This window comes from Desulfuromusa kysingii, assembly GCF_900107645.1.
In the GTDB taxonomy this organism is placed as follows: domain Bacteria; phylum Desulfobacterota; class Desulfuromonadia; order Desulfuromonadales; family Geopsychrobacteraceae; genus Desulfuromusa; species Desulfuromusa kysingii.
On sequence record NZ_FNQN01000003.1, the window covers coordinates 18,268 to 41,943 of the forward strand.

The 23,676-nt window shown below is 45.5% G+C and carries 18 protein-coding genes and 2 riboswitches; of the genes, 12 read left to right on the top strand and 6 right to left on the bottom strand.

Annotated elements, in window-relative coordinates; translation table 11 throughout:
- Positions 1–60: 60 nt before the first annotated feature.
- From BLU87_RS05420 to guaA, 4 genes are all read left to right on the top strand, one after another.
- Positions 61–2,145: a TRAP transporter permease gene (locus BLU87_RS05420; protein ID WP_092345532.1), complete on the top strand. Its 2,085-nt coding sequence runs from the start codon at positions 61–63 to the stop codon at positions 2,143–2,145.
- A 163-nt stretch (positions 2,146–2,308) separates the two neighbouring features.
- Positions 2,309–3,404 (top strand): peptide chain release factor 2 gene (gene prfB, locus BLU87_RS05425; RefSeq protein ID WP_217637441.1). Its coding sequence is split into 2 segments (ribosomal slippage): positions 2,309–2,377 and positions 2,379–3,404, totalling 1,095 coding nucleotides; the frame shifts between segments, so codons are not numbered across the junction.
- Between the two features lie 159 nt (positions 3,405–3,563).
- Positions 3,564–5,033 (top strand): IMP dehydrogenase, encoded by a 1,470-nt coding sequence (gene guaB / locus BLU87_RS05430; RefSeq protein WP_092345533.1) that lies wholly within the window; start codon positions 3,564–3,566, stop codon positions 5,031–5,033.
- Between the two features lie 4 nt (positions 5,034–5,037).
- On the top strand, positions 5,038–6,597 hold the full coding sequence (guaA, locus tag BLU87_RS05435; RefSeq protein ID WP_092345535.1) for a glutamine-hydrolyzing GMP synthase: 1,560 nt from the start codon (positions 5,038–5,040) through the stop codon (positions 6,595–6,597).
- 51 nt (positions 6,598–6,648) lie between these two features.
- On the opposite strand, the gene BLU87_RS05440 is transcribed toward guaA, so the two are convergent.
- A complete protein-coding gene (locus BLU87_RS05440; protein WP_092345537.1) occupies positions 6,649–8,439 on the bottom strand; it encodes a methyl-accepting chemotaxis protein in 1,791 nt (596 codons plus the stop codon).
- A gap of 395 nt (positions 8,440–8,834) precedes the next feature.
- Entirely contained in the window at positions 8,835–9,161 is a 327-nt protein-coding gene (locus BLU87_RS05445; protein WP_217637449.1) for a YajD family HNH nuclease, read from the bottom strand.
- 167 nt (positions 9,162–9,328) lie between these two features.
- On the opposite strand from BLU87_RS05445, the gene BLU87_RS05450 reads away from it, so the two are divergent.
- Positions 9,329–9,817 (top strand): ferritin-like domain-containing protein, encoded by a 489-nt coding sequence (locus tag BLU87_RS05450; protein ID WP_092345541.1) that lies wholly within the window; start codon positions 9,329–9,331, stop codon positions 9,815–9,817.
- A gap of 84 nt (positions 9,818–9,901) precedes the next feature.
- Here BLU87_RS05450 and BLU87_RS05455 read toward each other — a convergent pair whose 3' ends face one another.
- Positions 9,902–11,452 carry an acyl-CoA dehydrogenase family protein gene (locus tag BLU87_RS05455; RefSeq protein ID WP_092345543.1) on the bottom strand — a complete coding sequence of 517 codons (1,551 nt, stop codon included), beginning with the start codon at positions 11,450–11,452 and terminating at the stop codon, positions 9,902–9,904.
- A gap of 275 nt (positions 11,453–11,727) precedes the next feature.
- Positions 11,728–13,200, bottom strand: coding sequence for a ketol-acid reductoisomerase (ilvC, locus tag BLU87_RS05460; RefSeq protein ID WP_092345545.1), 1,473 nt, complete (start codon positions 13,198–13,200; stop codon positions 11,728–11,730).
- A gap of 152 nt (positions 13,201–13,352) precedes the next feature.
- Between ilvC and ilvY the strand changes: the two genes are divergently transcribed.
- Complete coding sequence (gene ilvY / locus BLU87_RS05465; RefSeq protein ID WP_092345547.1) at positions 13,353–14,237, top strand: HTH-type transcriptional activator IlvY; 885 nt, start codon at positions 13,353–13,355, stop codon at positions 14,235–14,237.
- Positions 14,238–14,254: 17 nt separating this feature from the next.
- Here the strand turns inward: ilvY and BLU87_RS17775 are convergent, their stop codons facing one another.
- Both BLU87_RS17775 and BLU87_RS05475 read right to left on the bottom strand, forming a co-directional pair.
- Entirely contained in the window at positions 14,255–14,476 is a 222-nt protein-coding gene (locus BLU87_RS17775; protein ID WP_092345549.1) for a SelT/SelW/SelH family (seleno)protein, read from the bottom strand.
- 12 nt (positions 14,477–14,488) lie between these two features.
- Positions 14,489–15,160 carry a 3'-5' exonuclease gene (locus BLU87_RS05475; RefSeq protein WP_092345551.1) on the bottom strand — a complete coding sequence of 224 codons (672 nt, stop codon included), beginning with the start codon at positions 15,158–15,160 and terminating at the stop codon, positions 14,489–14,491.
- Between the two features lie 321 nt (positions 15,161–15,481).
- Here BLU87_RS05475 and BLU87_RS17595 point away from each other — a divergent pair, with 321 nt between their 5' ends.
- The 6 genes from BLU87_RS17595 to BLU87_RS05505 all read left to right on the top strand — a co-directional run bounded on the left by BLU87_RS17595 (position 15,482) and on the right by BLU87_RS05505 (position 23,632).
- On the top strand, positions 15,482–16,363 hold the full coding sequence (locus tag BLU87_RS17595; protein WP_092345553.1) for a choice-of-anchor L family PEP-CTERM protein: 882 nt from the start codon (positions 15,482–15,484) through the stop codon (positions 16,361–16,363).
- 122 nt (positions 16,364–16,485) lie between these two features.
- Positions 16,486–17,499, top strand: a complete 1,014-nt coding sequence (locus BLU87_RS05485) for a helix-turn-helix transcriptional regulator (RefSeq protein WP_092345555.1) — start codon at positions 16,486–16,488, stop codon at positions 17,497–17,499.
- A 70-nt stretch (positions 17,500–17,569) separates the two neighbouring features.
- Positions 17,570–17,947 carry a hypothetical protein gene (locus BLU87_RS05490; RefSeq protein ID WP_092345557.1) on the top strand — a complete coding sequence of 126 codons (378 nt, stop codon included), beginning with the start codon at positions 17,570–17,572 and terminating at the stop codon, positions 17,945–17,947.
- Positions 17,948–17,984: 37 nt separating this feature from the next.
- Positions 17,985–18,572, top strand: coding sequence for a Maf family protein (locus BLU87_RS05495; RefSeq protein WP_092345559.1), 588 nt, complete (start codon positions 17,985–17,987; stop codon positions 18,570–18,572).
- Positions 18,573–18,659: 87 nt separating this feature from the next.
- A riboswitch (cyclic di-GMP riboswitch) is annotated at positions 18,660–18,738 on the top strand.
- A 158-nt stretch (positions 18,739–18,896) separates the two neighbouring features.
- A riboswitch (cyclic di-GMP riboswitch) is annotated at positions 18,897–18,974 on the top strand.
- 115 nt (positions 18,975–19,089) lie between these two features.
- Entirely contained in the window at positions 19,090–22,383 is a 3,294-nt protein-coding gene (locus BLU87_RS05500; RefSeq protein WP_092345561.1) for a putative Ig domain-containing protein, read from the top strand.
- A 10-nt stretch (positions 22,384–22,393) separates the two neighbouring features.
- Positions 22,394–23,632 (top strand): Ig-like domain-containing domain, encoded by a 1,239-nt coding sequence (locus tag BLU87_RS05505; protein WP_175498277.1) that lies wholly within the window; start codon positions 22,394–22,396, stop codon positions 23,630–23,632.
- The last annotated feature ends 44 nt before the right edge of the window (positions 23,633–23,676 follow it).

Genomic DNA, 23,676 nt, shown 5'->3' on the forward strand with positions numbered 1-23,676 from the left:
GTTTATTCTATGGTCACCCCTTAAGGGGGTGACTGTTTTTTTATCTGGAGAATAGTTACTATGACGTCACCCGAAACTGAAGTCCATCCTCTCCACACAACGATCATGCTGATTCTCGGTGTTGCTATTTCAGTGATGCACATCTGGTTCAATGTTGTGACTGTGCTGCCCTCCTTGTGGCAGAATTCATTGCATTTTGCCGGATTTGCTCTGCTTGCAGCGCTGGTTTACCCGTTCCGGAGGGATGGTTCAATTGCTTGGCGTGTTACGGATGTCTTTTTGGGCTTAACCGCCGCTGGTTCAGCTGTCTATATGATTGCTATGGAAGATGCCATTTATGCTCGTGGTGTCACCATGTCGATGACTGAGTGGGTTGTTGGAGTTGTCCTGCTTGTCTGTGCTCTGGAGTTTACTCGGAGAGTCGCAGGTTGGTTTATCCCTGTCCTTATTGTTATCGCCTTGACCTATGTTGGTTGGTGGGGAACAATGATTCCCGGAGTCTTTAAATTTGCCGGATTATCTCCTGAGACTATTTTATTTCGTAGTATTTATGGCGATGATGCACTGTTTGGTACGATCGCACAAATTTCTTCAACATATGTTTTCATGTTTATCCTGTTTGGTGCCTTTCTCCTCCGTTCTGGTGCCGGAGAATTTGTTATTGATCTCGCGCGCGCAGTGGCCGGTCGCATGGTTGGTGGTCCTGGGCTTGTTGCGGTTATGGCTTCTGGATTGATGGGGACTATTTCCGGATCTGCTGTCGCAAATACGGCTTCGACTGGCGTTATTACTATCCCATTGATGAAACGAGCTGGATTCCCCGCTAAATTTGCTGCCGGGACAGAAGCCGCTGCATCAACCGGTGGGCAGTTAATGCCTCCGATTATGGGGGCTGGTGCTTTTATTATGGCGACCTATACCCAGATATCTTACAACACGATTGTTCTGGTGAGTATTCTTCCGGCTATTCTCTATTTTGCAACCGTAGCATTTTTTGTCAGAATTGAGGCGAAGCGGAGTTTCGTCACGGCCCTTGATGATGAAAAAATCTCTGCCATCGAAGTCCTCAAGAAAGGTGGGATTGTTTTTCTCGCTCCTATTGGAGTGCTCATTGCCCTGCTCATTTACGGTTTCACCCCGACTTATGCCGCTGGAATAAGTATTGTCGCAGTTGTGGTCTCATCTTGGCTCAGTCCAAATAAAATGGGGGTGAAGGCGATTATCGAAGCCATGGCCATGGGAGCAAAGAATATGGTCATGACAGCTATCCTCCTATGTGCTGTCGGTCTGATTGTCAATGTTATTGCTACCGCTGGAATCGGCAACACCTTCTCTTTGATGATTACACAATGGGCAGGTCATAGCATGGTTATCGCTATTCTTCTGGTTGCTCTGGCATCTTTGGTGCTGGGTATGGGACTACCAGTGACAGCCGCTTACATTGTCCTCGGTACGCTCTCTGCTCCCGCGTTACATGGATTGATAGCAGACGGGATGCTGGTGGAAGCTTTGGCTAACGGTCAAGTCTCTGAAACGGCTAAAACGATTTTCATGCTGGCGGCACCAGAGCATCTGGCAGAGATCGGTAACCCGATGAATCATGCGGCAGCACGGGCTATCATAGATGCTGTCCCGGTTGATTTGATTAGTGCAGTGCGCGAATCGATGTTAAGTGAATCGGTGTTGATGTATGCTCTGTTATCGGCTCATTTGATTGTTTTTTGGCTTAGTCAGGACTCTAATGTGACCCCACCTGTGGCACTGGCAGCTTTTACCGGTGCAGCAATAGCTGGAACGAAGCCGATGGCGACAGGAGTGCAATCGTGGAAGGTCGCTAAAGGTATCTACATTGTTCCGCTCCTGTTTGCTTATACCCCATTCATTGGCGGATCTTGGACAGAAGTGTTCTCCATCTTCTTCTTTGCCCTGTTTGGTCTTTATGCCTTTGCGGCTGCAATTGAGGGATTTATGGAGAACAAGTTGACGATCTTGTTTCGCCTGTTGACTTTAGGATCTGCAATAGCGCTGTTATGGCCCACGGTCTGGTTTGTTCACCTGCTTGGATTGCTCGTGTTGATTGGAATTTTTGTCCTCAACCGGCGGAGCGTTGATGAGGCAGCGGGAGCTGCTTCTGTGGCTGCCTAGCTTTTTTTATCATCAGTATAATTTTGCAATAACAATAAAAGGCCAACTGGTAAAATAGGTTGGTCTTTTGTTGTTCTGTTGATTGTATTTTTAGTGTTGGTTCAGTTATAGTCAGCGTTTATTGACTTATAATGATATTTACACCATCGATAGGAGGAGTAAAATGTTCCGTGAGCCGAAAGAAATAGCGAGTGATCTGCAAGATAAGCTTCAGGAACTCTGGAGGTATCTTTGACGTTCCAGGAAAACAGGAACGGGTTTTTGAACTTGAAGCAGAGATCGCCAAACCAGACTTCTGGGATCGAGGAGATGAGGCTCAAGAGCGTTTAAAGGAGCACACCCGATTGAAAAAGGTGGTTGAGGATTGTGTCTCCACAAAACAACAGTTAGAAGATATTCAAGTCCTTATTGAATTGGGTGAGGAGGGGGAAGATACTGAAACATTATCCGAAGTCAACTCTTTACTCCCCGAGTTAACCAAGTTGATCGGTCAGATGGAGTTTGCTCGCATGCTGTCCGGGGAACATGACGCTAATAATGCAACTCTGAGCATTAATGCAGGAGCTGGTGGGACAGAGGCTCAAGATTGGGCAGATATGGTCTTGAGAATGTATGTGCGTTACTGTGAACGGAAAGGCTTCAAGGTTGAGTTTACCGAATACCAGGCTGGTGACGATGCAGGGTTAAAAAGTGCAACTATCAGCGTTGAAGGTGATTATGCCTATGGATATTTAAAGTCCGAGAGTGGGATTCACCGCTTGGTGCGAATTTCCCCCTTTGATGCGAACTCTCGTCGGCATACCTCTTTTTGTTCAGTATTTATTTTTCCTGAACTTGATGATTCAATTGAGATTGAAGTTGAGGATAAAGATCTCAAAGTTGACACCTTTCGTGCTAGCGGCGCCGGTGGTCAGCATATTAATAAAACTGATTCAGCTATCCGCATTACCCATATTCCGAGCGGTATTATCGTTGCTTGTCAAAATCAACGTTCGCAGCATAGCAACCGTGCCACAGCTATGAAGCAATTAAAAGCGCGCCTTTATGAAATGGAAATCCGCAAGAAAGAAGAGGAGGCCGCTGCTTTTTCCGAGGATAAGAAGGACATTGGTTGGGGGAGCCAAATTCGATCGTATGTTCTGCATCCGTATCGCATGGTCAAAGATCATCGCACTGGATATGAAACCGGCAATACTGATGCAGTTCTTGATGGTGATCTTGATGCCTTTATCGAGGCTTACCTTTTAAAAGGAAAATGATCGACCGATTAAACAGGCGAGCATCAAGGTGATCTCATCGGCCCTTTTTTAGGATCTCGATCAGGTAGTGCAGGACTTTCCTTGCTAATTGATTGACTAACCGGATTTTTTTGACTAAATTCTGCGGTTAAATATTTCCCCACTGTTGAAGGAGTAGTCATGCAATACACTGAAGTCCCCGTAGGGTTAACTTTTGATGATGTTCTTTTGTTACCTGCGCACTCTCAAGTTTTACCAAAAGAAGTCGATCTGACAACCCAATTAACCCCATTGATTAAATTGAATATTCCGCTCCTCTCAGCGGCAATGGATACGGTGACTGAATCGCGTACGGCTATTTGTATGGCTCGTGAAGGGGGCTTGGGGATCATTCATAAAAATATGAGTGTTCAAGCTCAGGCGACCGAGGTTGATCAAGTCAAAAAATCGGAAAGTGGCATGATTGTCGATCCCATTACCATGGAGCCGGATCAGAAAATCTATGAAGCTTTGGCGGTGATGAAGAAATACCGGATTTCCGGCGTTCCCATTACCAAAGGGGGTAAATTGGTTGGCATCATGACCAACCGGGATCTGCGCTTTGAAACCAATCTGGATCAACCTATCGAAAATGTCATGACCAAAGATAAACTGGTAACGGTCCCCCCTGGAACAACCCTTGAAGAAGCCAAGTACCATCTGCATAAACACCGCATTGAAAAGCTTCTGGTGGTGGATGACAATGGTGATCTCAAAGGTTTAATCACTATTAAAGATATCGAAAAAGTTCGCAAATACCCCCACGCTTGTAAAGATTCTCTCGGTCGTTTGCGTGTTGGTGCTGCAGTTGGTGTCGGGGCTGATCTGGATCAGCGTGCAGCTGCACTTGTCGATGCGGGGGCGGATCTTCTGGTGGTTGACACTGCCCATGGCCATAGCCAATATGTCATTGATGCCATTGCCCAGTTATGTAAAACCTATCCCGAAGTTCAGTTGATGGCGGGGAACATTGCCACCGGTGCTGCAGCGAAGGCGCTGATCGATGTTGGTGTCCACGCGGTCAAGGTCGGCATTGGGCCAGGATCAATTTGTACCACAAGGGTGGTTGCCGGTGTTGGCGTCCCTCAGGTATCTGCAATACAGCAAGTCTCCAAGGTCACAAAGGCAGCCGGTGTGCCACTCATTGCTGATGGCGGGATAAAGTTTTCAGGCGATCTCCCTAAAGCGATTGCCGCTGGTGCGGATGTGGTTATGATCGGTTCTCTGTTTGCAGGGACAGAAGAGTCACCAGGGGAAACAATTCTGTTTCAGGGGCGTACCTATAAATCCTATCGTGGCATGGGGAGTATGGGGGCAATGAAACAGGGGAGTAAAGACCGCTATTTTCAAGGGGAGCAAGAGGATGTCAAGCTGGTTCCTGAAGGTATCGAAGGTCGGGTCCCATTTCGCGGTCCTCTCTCCGATAACATCCATCAACTCATGGGCGGGCTCCGTTCGGGGATGGGTTATACCGGATGTCGCACCATCCAGGAGTTACAGGAAAAAGGGGAATTTGTCCGGATAACCAATGCCGGCTTGCGTGAGTCTCACGTTCATGACGTGACGATCACTCAGGAAGCACCGAATTATCGCATGGAACGGAGCAACTGATAACATGGCAGATATCCATAGTGACAAGATCCTGATTCTTGATTTTGGCTCTCAATATACCCAGTTGATTGCCAGACGGGTACGGGAATGTCAGGTTTATTGTGAGTTACACCCCTTTGATATGAGCTTGGATGATATCAAAGCGTTTCAACCCAAAGGGATTATCCTCTCTGGTGGACCAAAGTCGGTCTACGAAGAGGGGGCACCAGAGATCACCGAAGAGTTATTTGAATTGGGAGTACCTGTTCTGGGGCTCTGTTATGGCATGCAACTGATGAGTCGCCATTTTGGTGGGCAAGTTGTCCCCGCAGGGAAACGGGAATACGGACATGCAGATTTATTAAGTTTGGGGACTCCGGGCCCTTTATTTGATGGTTTCTTTAGCGATGGTGTCAGCTCGGTCTGGATGAGTCACGGTGATCATGTCGAGACTATGCCGCAAGGTTTTGAAGTCGTCGCTAAAACCAGCAATGCTCCTGTTTGTGCGATCCAGAATGTTGCTCTCAATCTGTATGGTGTTCAGTTTCACCCAGAAGTCAATCATACTCCCAAGGGTGAGTTACTGATCAATACCTTTGTACGTAAAGTCTGTAACTGCGCAGGATTATGGACTCCCGGTCAAATTGTCGAAGATGCTATTGTCAAGATTCGTGAACAGGTTGGCAGCGATCAGGTGATTCTTGGATTGTCTGGCGGGGTTGATTCTTCAGTCGCGGCAGCTTTGATCCATCGGGCAATCGGGGCCCAACTTCACTGTGTTTTTGTCGATAACGGCCTACTGAGACTGAATGAAGGTGATCAGGTTATGGCCACTTTTGCCGAGAACATGGGGGTCAAAGTGACCCGTGTGAACGCTCAACAGCGTTTTTATGATGCTTTGTCCGGCGTTGTTGATCCTGAAAAGAAGCGTAAAATTATCGGCAATCTGTTTGTTGACATCTTTGAAGAAGAATCTCAACAGGTTGTCGACGCTAAATGGTTGGCTCAGGGGACCATCTATCCCGATGTTATCGAGTCTGCAGGGGCGAAGACAGGTAAAGCCCATAACATCAAGAGTCATCATAATGTCGGTGGCTTGCCGGACTATATGACATTAAAACTGCTGGAACCTCTCAGAGAATTATTTAAAGATGAGGTTCGTGCTATCGGCGAAGAACTCGGCTTACCGCAGCAGATGGTTTGGCGCCATCCGTTTCCTGGGCCTGGGCTTGGAGTGCGTATCCTTGGTGAAGTCAAAGAGGAATATTGTGATATTTTGCGCCGTGCCGATGCCATTTATATTGATGAACTTTATGCCAGTGGCCATTACCATAAAATAAGTCAGGCTTTTGCCGTATTTTTGCCAGTTAAATCGGTGGGAGTCATGGGGGATGGCAGAACTTATGAGTATGTTGTGGCTCTACGAGCAGTGGAGACAAAAGATTTTATGACCGCAGGTTGGTATCCGATGCCCTATGAAGATCTCGCCCGCATCAGCAACCGCATCATCAATGAGGTCAAAGGGATAAATCGGGTGACCTACGATATTTCAAGTAAACCACCTGCCACGATCGAGTGGGAGTAGAGAACATAACAATGGCCGTCTGAATTTTCAGGCGGCCATTATTGTTGCTGCTTACTTCAGTAGCACCTCTGGGTTGAAGCCCAATCGAACGGCTCCCCAATGTCGACCTGCAAGCAGGATTGGCAGAGAGAGGTCACTGAGGACTTCTCCCGTATCCCGCATATAGGTTTGTAGGAGGAAATTCTCTGTGTTCTTGGCACTGCGGGAACCGGTTGGATCGTTGAACATTCTCTTATCTCGGCTGTTAGAAATGTCATGCTCTGGATGACCCGTCAGCGGTTCCGCGAAACAACTATTATGGGTTGGTCCATAGCCATTCACATCGACACAAATAGCAAAAATCCCCGCAGGAATCTGACTGAGGGTCTGATCGTATAACGACTGCAAGTGCTGAGCGAACAGTTGGTCATAGCTGGTCGAATATTTTGTCGGGTTGGTGTTGGGGATTTCTTTATAATTAACGTCGAAAACGTTGACACCTGTCTTGGATAATTGCTCAATATGTTCTGCCGCTTTATCACGAAAGTTTCGTCCCAGGGCTAAGATCTGTTCAAAGGCCCCTTCACCTGTAATAAATTTGGCAACCAATTGCTGCAGTGACTCGCTGGTCGTCTGCAGGTTGACTGCTATCTGCTCTGAAGACGTTGTGCGTTCGCCGACAATATAACTTAAATCCCGAATGTCAGAGACCTGTCTGTGTGTTTCCATATTTGTTGCTGAAATCTCTTCAACCGAAGCGGTAATCTGTGTCAGTAAACCGTGATTATCATCAAATTCCCGGATAAGATTGCCGTAATGGTCACATGTTGTCTGTGAAACATTCATGGTGTGGGTTGCTGCTTGATTAATTTTGTCTGCTTCCGCAAGGGCATGATCGATGCTGCTGAGCATATCAGTAATCTGGTCCGCGATTTGTTCACTGGCTTTGTTTGCATCTTCTGATAACTTTTTGACTTCACTGGCCACGACGGAAAACCCTTTACCCGCCTGACCCGCACGAGCTGCTTCAACGGCAGCATTAAGAGATAAGAGACCTGTTTGAAAAGAAATCCCCTGAATGGTCGAGATAATTTTACGAATATCCCGGGATTTATCGCCCATAATCTTAATTGATTGATCATGTTGTTTGATCTGCGCCAACATCTCTTCCATATTGTGATTAACCGACTGTAATTCATTTAGGGAATCACGCGCTGAATTTAAACTTTCGGAGTTTGAGGCAGCGATGTGTTGAGCATTGTCAGAGATCCTTCCCAGTGTTTGTGTCGCTTCTTCACTGTTGGCAAAAACAACCGCAGATAGTTCTCCTTGGCTGATTGCCTTACTTGAGGCCTCTTTTGCTTGATTAACAACAGTCGTGGCACCAACGGCGACGTTGATACCCATTTGCCGCAGACTGTGGACTGTTCCTCGAAGTTGATTAAGGAAGTTATTGTAATTATAGGCCAGGTCTTGGAACTCATCATGAGTCGTTGCGTGTAATTGATTCGTCAGGTTCATTTCGCCACTATTCATCTCTTCCAGCTGCCGGTTCAGATTGTCAACGGGGCGAATAAATAGATAGCGTAAAAACAGAAACGAACCGATTGTTACGATAAATGAAATAAAAAACAAGGTAATGGCTTGCAATGACGCCCGGTCGACAATGTTGGTTAACAATATTGTTTGCGGGTTATCCGCTGAATTGAGAATATTGCGTAATGCTCTGATATTAGAATAGATACTGATAAACAATAAAAGTTGTAGAAAAAACATGAATGTAATATTGCCGAATAGCTTTCGAAATAAAGTGTTGAATACGCTTTTTTCGATACGGACATAGATATCTCGAAATAATGACATAGGGAATCCTTGTTAGTTACGCCGTTGTAATTCAAGGTTGAGATGAAATAGAACAAAGTTATAAGCTTTGTCAATCATAATAAATAAATCTTAAGAATAAAATCAAGCTTTTTAAATTTTCATATCAAAAGGTGTTGATATTTCACCAACTCATTGTTTTTTCGCGATTTTTTCTCAGAGGATAAGCAGCCATAGTAATTGTTCCCATGATCGCAAAATATATAATTTAATTATTTCAGCTGAATTGTGGGGAATGACTAGTCTTTGACAGGGGAAAAACGGGGCTTTATCTATTTTCTTCTTAGTGAATGCGACGATTCTCAAACCACAAGAGCATGTATCAGAGTCAATTTTGCAGGTTCGGTCTAAGCCATGATGGCAGTGGCAAATTGACGCTATTGTTTTTGCGAAATTTTTTTAGCGAGGGCAGCAAAGGGTGAATAGGAGAGGGAGTCAGCCTGTTCGGATGCATCGCCGCTTCCTTCTATTCGGTCTTCTTGAACTCCACGGGTATGTTCATGATCATGGCAATAGATACACAGGAGTTCCCAGTTATTACCATCTTGGGGATTGTTGTCATGGTTATGATCCCGATGATGGACGGTTAATTCGCGCACTTTTTTCCCCTCAAAATCACGACCACAGCGGCCACAGACATGGGGAAACAGTTTTAATGCTTTTTCCCGATACCCGGCCTGTCGTTGTTGCTCCTCTTGGCGCATTTCCGAGACAATTTGATTGCGTTTATCTTCGCTTAATCTGTTTTTAATGTTTGTCATGATATCGTGGCTCCTGCACAATTTTCATCGTAGTGTCTTTACAGTTGTCATCATTTTGCTAGAGTTAAACTATATATTCTCACATAAATCCATATGATAGGAGCAGAAATATGAATGTTTTTGATTATGCGTTGAAGATGGAGCTTGATGGTAAGGCTTTCTACGAAAAGCTGGCACAGGAAACCGAGTCAGAGGGATTGCAGAAGATCTTTAGTGAGTTAGCTGAAGATGAACAAAAGCACTACGATATTTTTGCTCAGCTGAAGAAAAATCAAAATATTGATTCAATGCCGGATAGTGTCGCCTTGGAGGGGGCAAAAAATATTTTTAGCCAAATGCAGGAAGATCTCTCTGCCCAAAAGTTATTGAAGACAAATCTGGATGCTTACCAGCATGCAATGCAGGCTGAAAAGGAGAGCGCCAAGCTCTATCGTGACGCGGCAGCTAAAGAGGACAGTCCTGAAGTTAAAGCGTTGCTGTTGAAAATTGCTATTGAGGAAGATAAACACTTTAATATTCTGGAAAATATCTTCGATTTTGTTAACGCGCCGACGCAGTCGCTGGTTTGGGGGGAATTCAGTAATCTCAATGAATATTAGTGGCCGCTAGTTGCCCTTTCAGCAACGGGTTGCAGCAGCAAGCCCCGACTATTATGTCCAATGGTCGGGGCTTGTTTAATGTCTTTATGGTTTGTGGGGTTGATCAATGTTAGTAAAACAATCAAACCATGAACCCGCTTCTGAGTAATTATCAATAAACGCGGTCGAGTTTTTTGTCGTAAAGAGCCCCATCAATGACGAGACTTCTTGATTGATATTGTTTAAACAATCATCGATCAATGCTTTTTTAAAGCCCGTTGTTGCTAACTTCAAGACCAGATTCATAGCCACGACCCGGCTGATAATACAACCGAGTTCGGTAAGTTTGCGCTGTGGCAGTTGTGGGTTGAGGTTGAAGTCGAATAATTTTTTGAGCCGTTCGGCGGCATGCTGGGTCAATTCATGTTGATACAAAAACTGGAACAGGTTCTGCTGCTTCGCTTTTTGCATCTGTTTCTGGATTGTTTCCGCTATCTGAATATAAAGGATGTCATTCGATCCCTCAAAAATCTGAAATGGACGACTATCAACGATGGCGCGTCCGGCAATGTGATTTAAGCGATAGCCTTTGGCTCCGACCAGTTGCAGCAGGGATTGGGCTGAGCTCTGCATCAGATCGGTGAGATAGGTTTTGACCGCGTTGGCTTCCAGCCCATGAGGGGCTAAATTGTTTTCAACACCGGCTTTCTGGCTACTATTGAGGCACATGGCTGAACAAACTGTATAAGCTGATTGGATTCGCGATATCCGTTGTTGAACCTGATCATAGTGAAACAGGCTTTTGCCGCCGACGAACCGCTGTTGGCAATGTTGTACGGCTTCATCCAGCATGCGTTGCAGGAAACCCATTCCCATCCCAGGAAATTGCATTCGGCTACGATGTAGAAGATCCAGCATCATTTTGATTCCAGTACTCTTTGGTTGGAGTTTATGGATGGCAGGAACTTTAACGTCAATCCGGTTACGGCCATAAGGGAGAAGATAGATGCCGAGGTTTTCATAGAACTCTTCTACTTCAATGTTTTGTTCCGGACTATTGGCATCACAGATAAAAAAATCGATGTCACGCTTTAAATCTCCAGCGGCATTTTTATGTCTGGCGGTGAGTAACCAGTAGTCGGCCCAACCGGTCAATCCTGCCCAGTGTTTGGTTCCTTGGATATGATATTGACCGTTTTTATAGGTATAGGAGCTTTTCATGTGAAGAGCGTCACTACCAAAATCAGGTTCGGTAATCATCAACCCGCCCATTTTTCTGTTACGGAGGAAATCGTTAAAGACAGCGGGCTTGATTTCTTCTTGACCATACTTGCCGGTCGGTTGCAAAAAGAGGGCCCAGTTAATCCCAAAACCAAGGGCAAGGGGTAGCGATTGATAGCTGGCAGCAGCTGTTAAGGCAAGACCTTCATGAATATGACCACCTCGCCCCCCATATTCTGTCGGAATGTAGGTTGCTAAAGGGTTACTGGACATTATTTCCCGTAACATAAATGGTGGCATACCACGTTTGGTACTTAATTGGTCAATATTACTGCGAACATAAAACAAGTGCTTGAGCTGAATTTTGAATTCTTCGATGAATTGGGCGAAAGGTTTGTAAGCATTTGTGTTTGTTGATGTTGCTGAAACAGTCATGACAGTGCTCCCCTAAAGTATGTAAGAAATAGTATTTACCAGTAAATATAGCAGCTTTTATCCTGCAGGGGGGCGTAGACGACAAAAAAGCCTCGACTTAAATCGAGGCTTTTTTGTCCATTAGTATGAATTGTTTATGTTTTTAAACAGATTGTCTTAACTGGTTGCAGTTTCAAGTTGTGGTGGCTCAGCAACAATCATAATTTGCTCCCTTCACAAGTTGTTTAATAAACAATACCACCGTTTATGGTTTGGCACAACTGATGTGGATAATTTTAAGCGATCGCTTTCATCCCCTGCATTGCTTCGCGTAAAACCTGACCAACTTCTTCGACCAAGTGCCCGCGAATTTCTGCGTTAATTTCTACCAGATCCTGATTGTTCACCTGATTGTCTTGATTCTGCAGTCCTCGGCCAATGACATCAGTGCTGATTGAGGCCATGAAATCCTTTAGCAGCGGGACACAGGCATGAGCAAACAGGTAACAACCGTATTCTGCTGTGTCGGAGATGATGCGGTTCATTTCATAGAGTTTTTTACGTGCTATGGTATTGGCGATCAATGGTGTTTCATGGAGAGATTCATAATAGGCTGATTCTGGCTCAATCCCGGAAATAACCATGGTCTCGAAAGCGAGCTCCACACCGGCCTTAACCATAGCGACCATCAGGATTCCCTTATCAAAGTATTCTTGTTCAGAAATCTCTCCGGCAGCTTCAGTTTTTTCAAAAGCAGTTTGTCCTGTTTCTTCACGCCACTTGAGTAAATTTTTGTCGTCGTTAGCCCAGTCTGCCATCATGGTTTGGGAAAACTCACCAGAGAGGATATCATCCATGTGTTTTTCAAATAATGGCCGCATGATCTCTTTGAGCTCTTCGGCTAAATCGAAGGCCTCCATTTTGGCAGGATTCGAGAGCCGATCGAGCATATTGGTGATCCCGCCATGCTTAAGGGCTTCGGTGATGGTCTCCCAACCTTGTTGAATCAGTTTAACCGCCCAGGGAGCATCAATACCATCGGCAACCATTTTGTCGAAACAAAGTAGAGAGCCAACTTGCAACATTCCGCAGAGGATGGTTTGCTCTCCCATCAGGTCAGATTTTACTTCAGCCACAAATGATGATTCCAGGACCCCGGCGCGGTCACCACCTTGGGCTGAGCAGAGGGCTTTGGCAATCTCTAAGCCATCGCCATTAGGGTCGTTTTCACCATGAACAGCGATCAGGGTTGGGACTCCAAACCCCCGTTTATACTCTTCGCGAACCTCTGTTCCAGGGCATTTGGGGGCGACCATGATAACGGTCAGGTCTTTGCGGATTTCCGTCCCTTCTTCAACGATGTTAAATCCATGCGCATAAGAAAAAGTGGCCCCTTTGCGCATCAAGGGAACGACAGTATTGACGACATCAGTATGTTGCTTGTCGGGGGCGAGGTTCATGACGATATCCGCACCAGGAAGCATCTCTTCGTAGCTTCCTACTTTGAAACCGTTTTCCGTTGCATTGATGTAGGATTGCCGTTTTTCAGCAATTGCCCCTTGGCGTAGTGTGTAAGAAACATCCAAACCACTATCACGCATATTTAACCCTTGATTGAGCCCTTGAGCGCCACAGCCAACAATGACAATTTTTTTCCCTTTGGCATATTCACAGCCGGAAGAAAATTCATCGGCATCCATAAATCGGCAAGTTCCAAGTTCTTGTAATTTGCGACTGAAGGGGAGGGAATTGAAGTAATTTTGACTCATCGTCGAGCTCCTTATGGTGTGGGTGTTTTAAGTGTGAAATTCATGATTAACTTGAAATATAGCATAGAATAGACTAACGAAAGGTGTTGCGTAAATTGATTTATTGTATATATTGTGTTGCGATAATTGCAATACGGTGGAGGACAGCAACGATGGATATGAAAGAGCTTAAAATTTTTCTGACGGCCGCAGAGTTTCTCCATTTTGGACGTGCCAGTCAAGCTTGTAACTTAAGCCCTTCAGCGTTGACACGGACGATTCAACGGTTGGAGGAGGAACTTGGTCAAGCCCTGTTTGAACGTGATAATCGGACGGTGCAATTGTCATATGCCGGTGAACAATTCAGTCTTTATGCCAAACAGGCCCTCCATGATTATGCCAGTTTCCTTGGTTCGCTGTCGGTGGCTCGTAATATTGCTGGCACCCTGTCTCTCTACGCATCTGTGACGGCTGTCTACAGTATTCTTCCTGATTTATTGGAGGCTTATCGAAAAGCTTATCCTGAGGTGCATTTAGAACTTCGGACTGGAGCCGCCGAAGGGGCTGTGAATCAAGTGGAAGCTGGAGAGATTGATATTGCTGTCGCTGCCTTGCCGGATCGGCGTAACGCAGGGGTGGAGTTTTTGCCGATCATGACGACACCGCTGATTTTTATTGCCGGCAAGCAGTTTGCTGCTTCAATTCTCCAGAAGGGGAGTGAATCCCTGAAATTTGATCAACTCCCACTGGTTCTGCCACAATCAGGATTGTCTCGACGACGTTTGGATAAATGGTTGCGGAAGAATCATATTGTCCCGACTATCAGCTCTGAAGTGTCTGGAAATGAAGCCATTGTCCCTATGGTCAATTTGGGTTGTGGGGTCGGGATTGTTCCGCGGTTAGTCCTTGAACGGAGTCCATTTCGCAATGAGGTTGTTATTTTGAGACAGGCACCGCAACTGGAGCCCTATATTGTCGGGCTGTGTTCGACGAAACAAAATTTGCAAAAGGCGGCAGTTCAAGCATTGTGGCAACTCGCGGAGAGCCAGATCAGTTGACATTGTTGTCGATGGTATCAGTTTTTTTCCAGAATACCGATAATGAACTGTTCAACAGGGAACTCACCTGTTCTTTTTTTTGAGTAAATTAATTGATCATCAACGACGATTTCAAATACCCCTCCACTGGAAGGAATCAACTCTACCTCAATTTCAAACTGTTGCTTTATTTTTGCTGCCAGACTGGCGGCTTTGGGGCGATAGCCTCAACTGTTACAATATTCGATACTGATATTCATAAAAATTCCTTTTCAACCAAAAAGATTTCCTGTCATCCCAATCTGGTTGTTGCGAGATTCTTCGGCCTCTTTTAGTAGGAGGTCAAAAGCCAACTCTTTATTCATTTTGCCGATTTTTTTCAGCAAATCAAAAGGGATGCTTTCAAAACCAAATTGTGATTTTAGATCTGCAATGATTTTAACTAGGAGTTTTGCTGTCATTTCAGCATCTGCCAACGCTCTATGAAACTGACTGTTAACCGGAATCTCTTTGTAGCGGATTAAAGTTTCCAGTTTGTAATTGATGACATCTGGATATAACCTCCGCGCGACCTGAAGGGTGCAGCCAAAGTTTAAGGGTCGTTTTTTGTCCAGAAGATCCAGTTCCGCCTCGAGGAATGATTTGTCAAAGGAAGCGTTGTGTGCCACCAGTGGGCGAGTGTCGAGAAACTTTAAAAACGACGCCATGACTTCAGCCGCTGGTGGGGCTTCACTGAGCATGGTGTTGCTGATTCCCGTGATCGTTTCTATTTCACGAGAGACCAAAAAGCCTGGATTTACAAGGCTTTGAAAACGGTCAACGATGGATTCCTCTCGAATCAATACAGCCCCGATTTCAATGATCCGATCCCCTTTGGCTGGATACAGCCCCGTGGTTTCGAAATCAAGAACGATAAGGGGTTCTGTTGGATAGGTTGTCGGCATGACCTTTATTCTCTCTTTGAATAATAATTACAGTTTAACCTCTAAATAGTGTTGATTGTCTCCTGCTGCTGCTTCTGTGTCAATCATGGAGGAGGTAAAAAAAGTGATTTCGACATACAAAACATACTTTGTAAAAGAGTGTCGATCTTTTTAACAAAGTAAGAAGACCGACAATGTAAGCTTTATTTGTTGACTAATATTATAAAGTTACCGAGTTGGCACTTCTTATGCTTCAATGAGATTCTATTCGGATTAGGTTGCTTGGTGAACCTAATTTTAAAATAGTTTTCTTTCACAATAGGAAATGAAAGGAGATATAAAATGAAAAAGACCGTAGCTATTTTAATTCTTGGCTTTTTGATGACGGTTAGCCCTGTGTTTGCGTTGACCGTTGTAACATCAGATGATGGTAATGCTTTGGCTGGTGGAATTCTTGGAGCAGGGATTACAACTGTGGGGACCGTGACTTACACTGGCAGTTCGTCCTCTTCCGGTTTTTTTGCTGATGGCCTATCTTCAGGCATTGGAATGGAAACTGGAATTATTTTGACAAGTGGTGACGCAATGCTTGCTGCTGGACCTAACATGGAAGATGACTCAACAGGTGTTGTTGGGACAGGTTATGATGCTGATTTAGCCCCTCTTATTCCAGGCTATAGCATTCAGGACACATCTTTTTTACAGTTTGATTTCGAAACTGCAGGCGGTGATTTATACTTCAATTACGTGTTTGCTTCTGAAGAGTATAATGAGTATACCAACTCCGAATTTAACGATGTCTTTGGCTTTTTTCTGGATGGAGTGAATATTGCTTTAATCCCAGGGACTAACACTCCTGTGTCGATCAATAATGTAAATGGTGGGAATCCTTACGGAGCAGGTGCAAGTCATGCTGAGTTTTTCAACAATAATGATTTAAGCGATGGTGGCCCTTTTTATGACCTTGGGTATGATGGTTTTACTGATGTGTTTACGGCCTTTGCCCTTGACTTGTCTGCTGGAATACATACCATAAAACTTGCAATAGCTGATGCAGGAGATAGTATTCTTGATTCAGCAGTTTTTATTCAGGGTGGGTCTTTTTCAGATACTCCTGTTGATCCAGGAAACGGAACAGCTCCGGTTCCTGAACCCGGTACCATTATTCTGTTGGGCAGTGGTCTGCTGGGTTTAGCGTTTGCGCGTAGAAAAATAAAAAAATAAAATGAATGGTTTACTGTGAAATTTGTTATAAAAAAGGGTGCTTTTGGGCACCCTTTTTTATTGTTGTTACTTTCAGTTTATTTGTCGAATTATTTTACACATGATTTTGCTACAGGGAAATTATGACAAAACGCAAGCTCGGCCGTGCGCCTAAAAAATACAGTCAAGCATCCCGTCTTCACGATTTGATCCGTATCCTCGAATCCCGTTACGGAGCAACGGTCGATGAACTCGTCGAAGAATGTCAGGTCACCCGGCGGACTATTTATCGCGACCTGCAAGCGATTGTTGATGCCGGTTATCCTCTGGTGAATGAGCGGCAGGACGATGGCCACGTTCTTTATAGTTTTATTTCCGGTTTTAGTAAATTGCCGCCGATCACCTTCTCACTTGAAGAGTTGATGACCCTTTATCTGTGCCGCGGGCAATTGGCTTTTTTGCGCGGCACACCGTTCCAGGATGATCTTGAGGCAATATTTGCCCGAATTCGCTCAAGTATACCGCCACGCAGCGTTGCTCATCTGGAACGATTAGCTGAGGCTTCATCTCCCCGTTTTCTTGGGTTTAAGGATTACTCGCAACAGCATCAACTGCTTCAGGATCTACGGCAGGCACTATTGCTGCAGAAGCGTTGCCTGATCTCTTATCGTCCGGCAAAGAGGGAGCAGTCTTCTTACTTGATCGATCCCTATACGCTATTGTTTTTTAAAAACGGCCTCTATATTGGCGGTTATGCCCACAATCGTCGCGCCTTGCGATTATTTGCCGTCGAGCGGATTACGAAAGTTGAATTGCAGGCCGAACGATTCGAGGTTCCCGAAGATTATCGGGTAGAGCAGCTGACAGGAACTGCTTTTGGGTTGATCGCAGAGGACGATCCCCAGCAACTGGAACTGTTGTTCGATAAAGAAATATCCCACCTTGTCCGGGAACGGATTTGGCATCCAGATCAATTGATTGAAGAACAGGACGATGGTTCTCTGATTATTCGTTTTAGTGCCAGTGGTGATAAAGAGATTCTTGCTTGGCTTTTTTCGTTTGTACCTTTTGTTCGAGTCATCAGTCCGCAATCGCTACGAGAAAAATTCGTCGCCGGTTTGCAAAAAGGCTTGGAGTTTCAACAAATCGAACCCTAGTGTGACATATTATGGCATTTTCTTGTGCGAGCTTAGGTGGTAACTCGATACCTTTTTGAAGGAGGACGTTATGATCTGGTTATCCCCAGCAAGTGGGACAAAAGAATGCAGCATCTATTTTGATATTCGTGATATCGATTTACAGCGCTCTGAAGGAAAGTCAACCGGCGTGATCCGTGGGTTAGTTGGTGATGGCTCATGTGAATTGTGGGGGGAAGTTTTTCTTGGACAGCGGGAGTATGCTCAGGTTTTGCCCCTATGGACTGAATCTGGAGAAGTGGAATCATTTTCCGATGAAGTTGATGAATCTTTATTGTTGCAAGAGATGTTGACCGCAGTGAAAGGATTACAGTTTAGCGTTGGTTCTTCTCGTCATGATCTGTCATTATGTGAACATGCGAATATAGAATTTTCAACACCATCTCCAACTGATTGTCTTGCAGCTTAACGCTTTATAGGTTCAGGTTGGTTGATAAAGGATTTTTATGAGAACGATCATTTTGGCTTCAACCAGCCCCTATCGTCAGCAACTTTTGCAGCAGTTAGACTTACCCTTTATTGCGGTAGCTCCTACATTTATTGAAGAAATTGATCCTAACGTTGCCCCGGCATTATTGGTTCGTCATCTTGCCCTTGGCAAGGCCCAGAGTTTAGCAGAGACATACCCTGACGCCTTGATTATTGGGGCAGATCAAGTTTTTGTTGATCAGAGACGACGGCCCCTCGGTAAGCCGGGGAATTTGCAGGCTGCTTTCCAGCAATTAAAACAGATGGTCGGACGAACCCACAGTTTCTATACTGGATTGACCTTGCTCGACAGCCGCAGTGGTGTTGTCCAGGTTGACTATGCCACTTATTCGGTCACTTTTCGGCAACTGAGCGATGATCAGATTTTTAATTATTTGCAGCGTGAAAAACCATTCGATTGTGCAGGCTCTTTTAAAATTGAAGGGCTTGGAATTGCTCTGATGGAGAAGATGTCCGGAGAAGATTATAATTCTTTGATCGGTCTGCCGTTAATAAAGTTGGTCAGCATGTTGGCGGTGGCCGGAGTTAACATCCTGGAATCTTAGAAGATGAAGATTTTTTCATTTCGGGGGTTGATTTTTTTCTTGAATCTCAATACTATTGAAATATAAGTATAATTAGCGCATAGCTATCTACCGAAAGGGCAAAGCTGGAGTAATCCGGTGACGCAAAGCCACGGATCCTGTTTTTCAGGACAGCCGGGTTGCCGAAGAAGATTCAGCGGACTTCTTCAAGCCTTTTGTAACTATGTCTTGGGAAACGCTCACTTCGGCAACGGGGTGAGCGTTTTTTTTGTTTATGGTATATTTGCTAGGAGCGTATTTATCGAAATACTGCACTCAAAGGTGCGAATGAAAGACAATAAATTGTCTCCGAAAGGGCAAACCCAGAGAGATCTGGGGACGCAAAGCCACGGATCCTTATTCCAGGATAGCCGGGTTGCTGAAGGGAATGTAGCGTAAAAGCTCCCAGTGGTTGGTTTGTCTGGAATGCGCTCATCTTCGGCAATGGTGGTGAGCGCATTTTTGTATCGACACTCACGGAAAGGCATCGGGGGTACAAATGAAAAGACAGATAATCGCAACATTTATTCTACTGATTTTATTGGTCGGCACTATTTCGACCAATGTATGGGCAAAAACGGTCACTCTCTCGTGGGATGCTAGTCCAAGCAATGTCTCAGGCTACAAAATCTATTATGGGACTGAATCTACAGGTTCTTGGAATGGTTCAGGCGCTACTGAGGGGGATTCCCCTCTCTTGGTTGGAGATGTTTTGACTTATGTCATCCACGATTTACCGGATGACATGGATCATTACTTTGCAGTGACGGCATATGACGATTCTGACAATGAGAGTACTTACTCTAATATCGTACATAGCCCGGTTATCAGCCACAGCAATACCCCTCCTGTTCTTGCCCCGATTGGAGATTATTCAATCTCTGAGGGTGCGACTTTACATTTTAACCTTACTGCAACAGATGCCGATGGTGATCCGCTAACATATACCGCTAGCAATTTACCGAATGGTGCCGGCATTGATGCGGCAACAGGTGATTTCAGTTGGACGCCAACCTTTGACCAGTCGCAAATTTATGCGGTGACCTTTTCTGTCAGTGATGGCGAAAGTGTTGATACCGAAACAATTAATATTACTGTGGCAGATGTTGCGCTCAATCGAGCCCCTGAATTGTCGGCGATAGGAAACAAAGCGGTTAGTGAAGGTGAGACCCAATATATTCCTGTTAGTGCTACGGACCCTGATGGTGACAACTTGGTTTACAGTGTAACTAATTTGCCTTCAGGAGCGACATTTGATGCAGCTAATCGGATCTTCACCTGGCCGACAAATTTTGATCAGGCTGGAATTTATTCTCTCACATTTTATGTCAGTGATGGGACTTTGACTGATTCAGAGCAAATTTCCATAACCATCAACAACGTGAACCGTCCCCCGGTGCTGAATTCGGTTGGAACTCAAACTGTTGGAGAAGGAGAGCGATTGAGTTTTACCGTTAGTGGGGTTGACTCTGACGGTGATGCCTTGGATTACAGTGCTCAAAATCTGCCATCCGGAGCTACCTTTGACCCTCTCCAGCGTCTGTTCAGCTGGACCCCGTCCTTTGAGGCGTCAACAAATACCCGTGTATATCCGGTGACCTTTACGGTCAGTGACGGTTCAGCTGAAGACTCTGAAACCATTACCCTCAACGTTACGAACGTGAACCGGGCTCCAGTCCTTGATGCGATTGGTACACAGGTCATCACTGAAGGCGATAGTGTTAATCTGGTCGTCAATGCTTCAGACCCTGATAACAATCCATTGACTTACAGTGCCAGTGGTCTTCCTGCCGGTGCAGTTTTCACCGCTGAAACCTTTTCATTTAATTGGATCCCAGGGAATGAGCAATCGGGGAGTTATCAGGTTAAATTTGTCGTCAGTGATGGTTCTCTCAGCGATTCTGAAACTGTTACCTTTACGGTGAATAACGGGAATGAACCCCCAGTGTTTTCTGCCATTGGCGCTCAGTCTGTGGAAGAGAACTCACCCTTATCTTTTGTTGTTGTTGCCAGTGATAGCAATGGTGATAGTCTCAGCTATAGTGTGCAGGGCCTTCCGGATGGTGCTGTTTTTGATGAGTCCCAACGGCGCTTTAGCTGGACCCCGGATTATACTCAGGCCGGTAGTTTTACCGTGGTCTTCAAAGCATCTGATGGAACTCTTAGTGATGCAGAGACAGTCGAAATAACGGTGACGAATAACAATCGCTCCCCTGTTGTCAGCGGTAACCCCAACGGTTCAGCTATGGCGACTGCACGGTACTCTTTTACCCCGGTTGCCAGCGATCCTGATGGCGACCCGTTAATTTTTTCCATTACTAATAAACCTAGCTGGGCAGACTTTAGCACTGCAACGGGTGAACTGAGTGGCACTCCGACAGCAGCTCAGGTTGGCACGAGTTCTGACATTCTTATCAGTGTCAGTGACAGCATTAGTACCATGTCTCTTTCACCGTTCTCCATTGAGGTGTTGGCGTATGTGCAACAGGATTCTGATGGTGATGGTATTTTAGACCATCTGGACGCTTTTCCTGACGATAATAGCGAATGGTTGGACACTGATGGTGATCAGATCGGCAATAACAGCGATCTTGATGATGATAATGACGGGATTGCTGATGTCCGTGATGGTTTCCCGCTGGACAGTACTCAGTCTGGATGGGTTATATCTGCTACCGCTGGGACTGGTGGATATCTGACCCCAGAAGGAGATACGGCTGTCCTTTATGGCGGATCGCAGGGGTATCAACTGACGCCAATGAGTGGATATTATATCCACGATCTATTGGTTGATAATGTTTCTGTCGGTACGGTTGACCGGTATGAATTTGAAAATATCGGTGCTCATCACACCATTACCGCTGTATTTGCGACGATTCCTACTGGTCTCAGCTATAATCCCATCTCCTCAGGGCTCATCGGAGTTGAGAGGGTTGATGGCGGTGATGATAGCAACAATTTGGTTGATAACAAGCCGAAGCAGAATCTCGATTATCAATTTAAGGTTGTTCTGCGCGATTCAGTGCCCGCGGATCAACGCAGGGTTTTCTTGATCCTTGATCAATATAAATACGAGATGGAATTTGATTCAGGACTTCTTTCCAGTGGTGCCGATTATGTATTGACTGCCCGATTAGGACCAGCTTTTTCGCATAGCTTCCATTTTAGTGCTGAAGACTCCTCTGGAAACCATATCTGGCGTTATCCTGCCAGTGGTGATTTGCCCGGGCCTGTTGTGTCTCTTCTCAACGGCAAGAATGTTGTCGGTCTCGCCGCAAAGATTAATGCGTATGCTCTCACTGCGACTGAGGCTTTCAATGATAGCCAGATCTATCGTTGGGTTCCCCAATCTGAAATCAGTGGCCATTTCGAGTTGGTTGATATTGGTGCCCCAATAGCGACGGGTGAAGGTTATGTCCTGAAGAATACCCGACAGTCGAGCTTGCCGAATTTCAGCCTTTATGGTGACATCAGTGAAGCCACGCATGAATTTCAAGTGCATTCAGGCTGGAATCTGATCAGTAATCCCTATGGCGGGAATGTCTCTTTGGCCGATATCGAGATCCGTTTGGGGGATGCTGACCCGGTTCCTTGGTTGACCGCCGTTGCCGATAATCTGGTTGTCGATGTTATTTATTCTTACTTAGGGGCTGATTGGGATAATGGGAACGAATTTGCCAGTGCCGCTGGAAGTAAATCGGCAATTCTGGTTCCATGGGTAGGCTATTGGATCTATGTGAATCCGACGGATCAAGAAGCATCATTAATTATTCTAAAGCCTCTGCAGGATTAGGAGAATGACCATGACAAGGTTTATCTCAATCATTATCTCTTTGTTTGCTCTGAGCTCCTTATGTCTGTTGTCAGCATGTGGTGGCGGCGGTGGCGGTGGAGACTCAAGCGGGACGAGTAAGGCTGCTGATGATGCGTCTTCTCCTGTTGTGACAATGTTGACCGGAAAAGTCGCGGATGGTTATCTTCGTGAAGCACGAGTCTTTCTTGATCGGAATAATAATCATGCATACGACAATGGAGAGCCGACGACACAATCTACGTCTGGCGGGTCTTATCAGTTAGACGTAAGCCCTGGAGAGGGTGACCTGTATCCGGTTGTTGCTCAAGTTGTCGCCGGACAGACGGTTGATGAAGATACCGGAACCACGGTTGCCTATAATTATCTCCTTGAGTCATCGCCTGGATATTGGCAATTTGTCTCTCCCTTGACAACTTTGGTTAAACTGGAGCGTGACAAAAATCCATCCTTTTCTCACCAGCAGGCTGAGATTGCCATCCGTTCCCGGTTCGGTATTGCCGATTCTGTCTCTCTTTTTACTGATTATATTGAACCCGAAAATGTTAATAGCGCCTTAATCACCGAACACAGTCGTACGCATAAAGCGGCACAAGTCATTGCGACCCTGATGGGGCGCGTGCGGGAGAGTATCAGACAGAATTTAGGTGGGATTATTGGTGCGACTGAACAGTCGCTGGTCTCTTATATGGTGAGTGATCAGATTCTCTTGCAGGCGGGGGTGATCGAGCAAGCCTTAAACGCCGAGCGCAATCAGGGTTCGGTTGTCGATGTCGTTGCTTTGACTAATAACATCGCTGATGCAATAAATACCGACAGGTTGGATGCTGAGGCGCTGGCTCTTTATGAGCAGCGGTTGGAGCAGAACTTTGAAACCTGGGATATGTCTCCTCCCAGTATCCAGAGTCAATATCCTCCCGCAGATGATACTGCATCCGTGGATGTCGTTGTTTCCTTGTCTTTTGATGAGTCACTCGATGAGACCTTATTGAGCAACAACATTGTTGATCTCTCCGGTCCTAATGGATCGGTGTCCGGGGTTTTGAATTATGATCGTGAATCCCTGAGTATCTCTTTCACTCCGAGTCAGCTGCTTATCCCTTTCAGTCGCTATCAGGTGACAGTAAAAGGGGAATTAGCGGACGCTCTTGGCAACTCGTTAGGGGATGATGTGAGCTGGAGTTTCACAACAATTTTTGACCAGGTTCCACCACCGCTACCTGATTTTTGACAGCCCTGATTATGGGCGATTTGACGCCACTCTGCGCTAAAAGG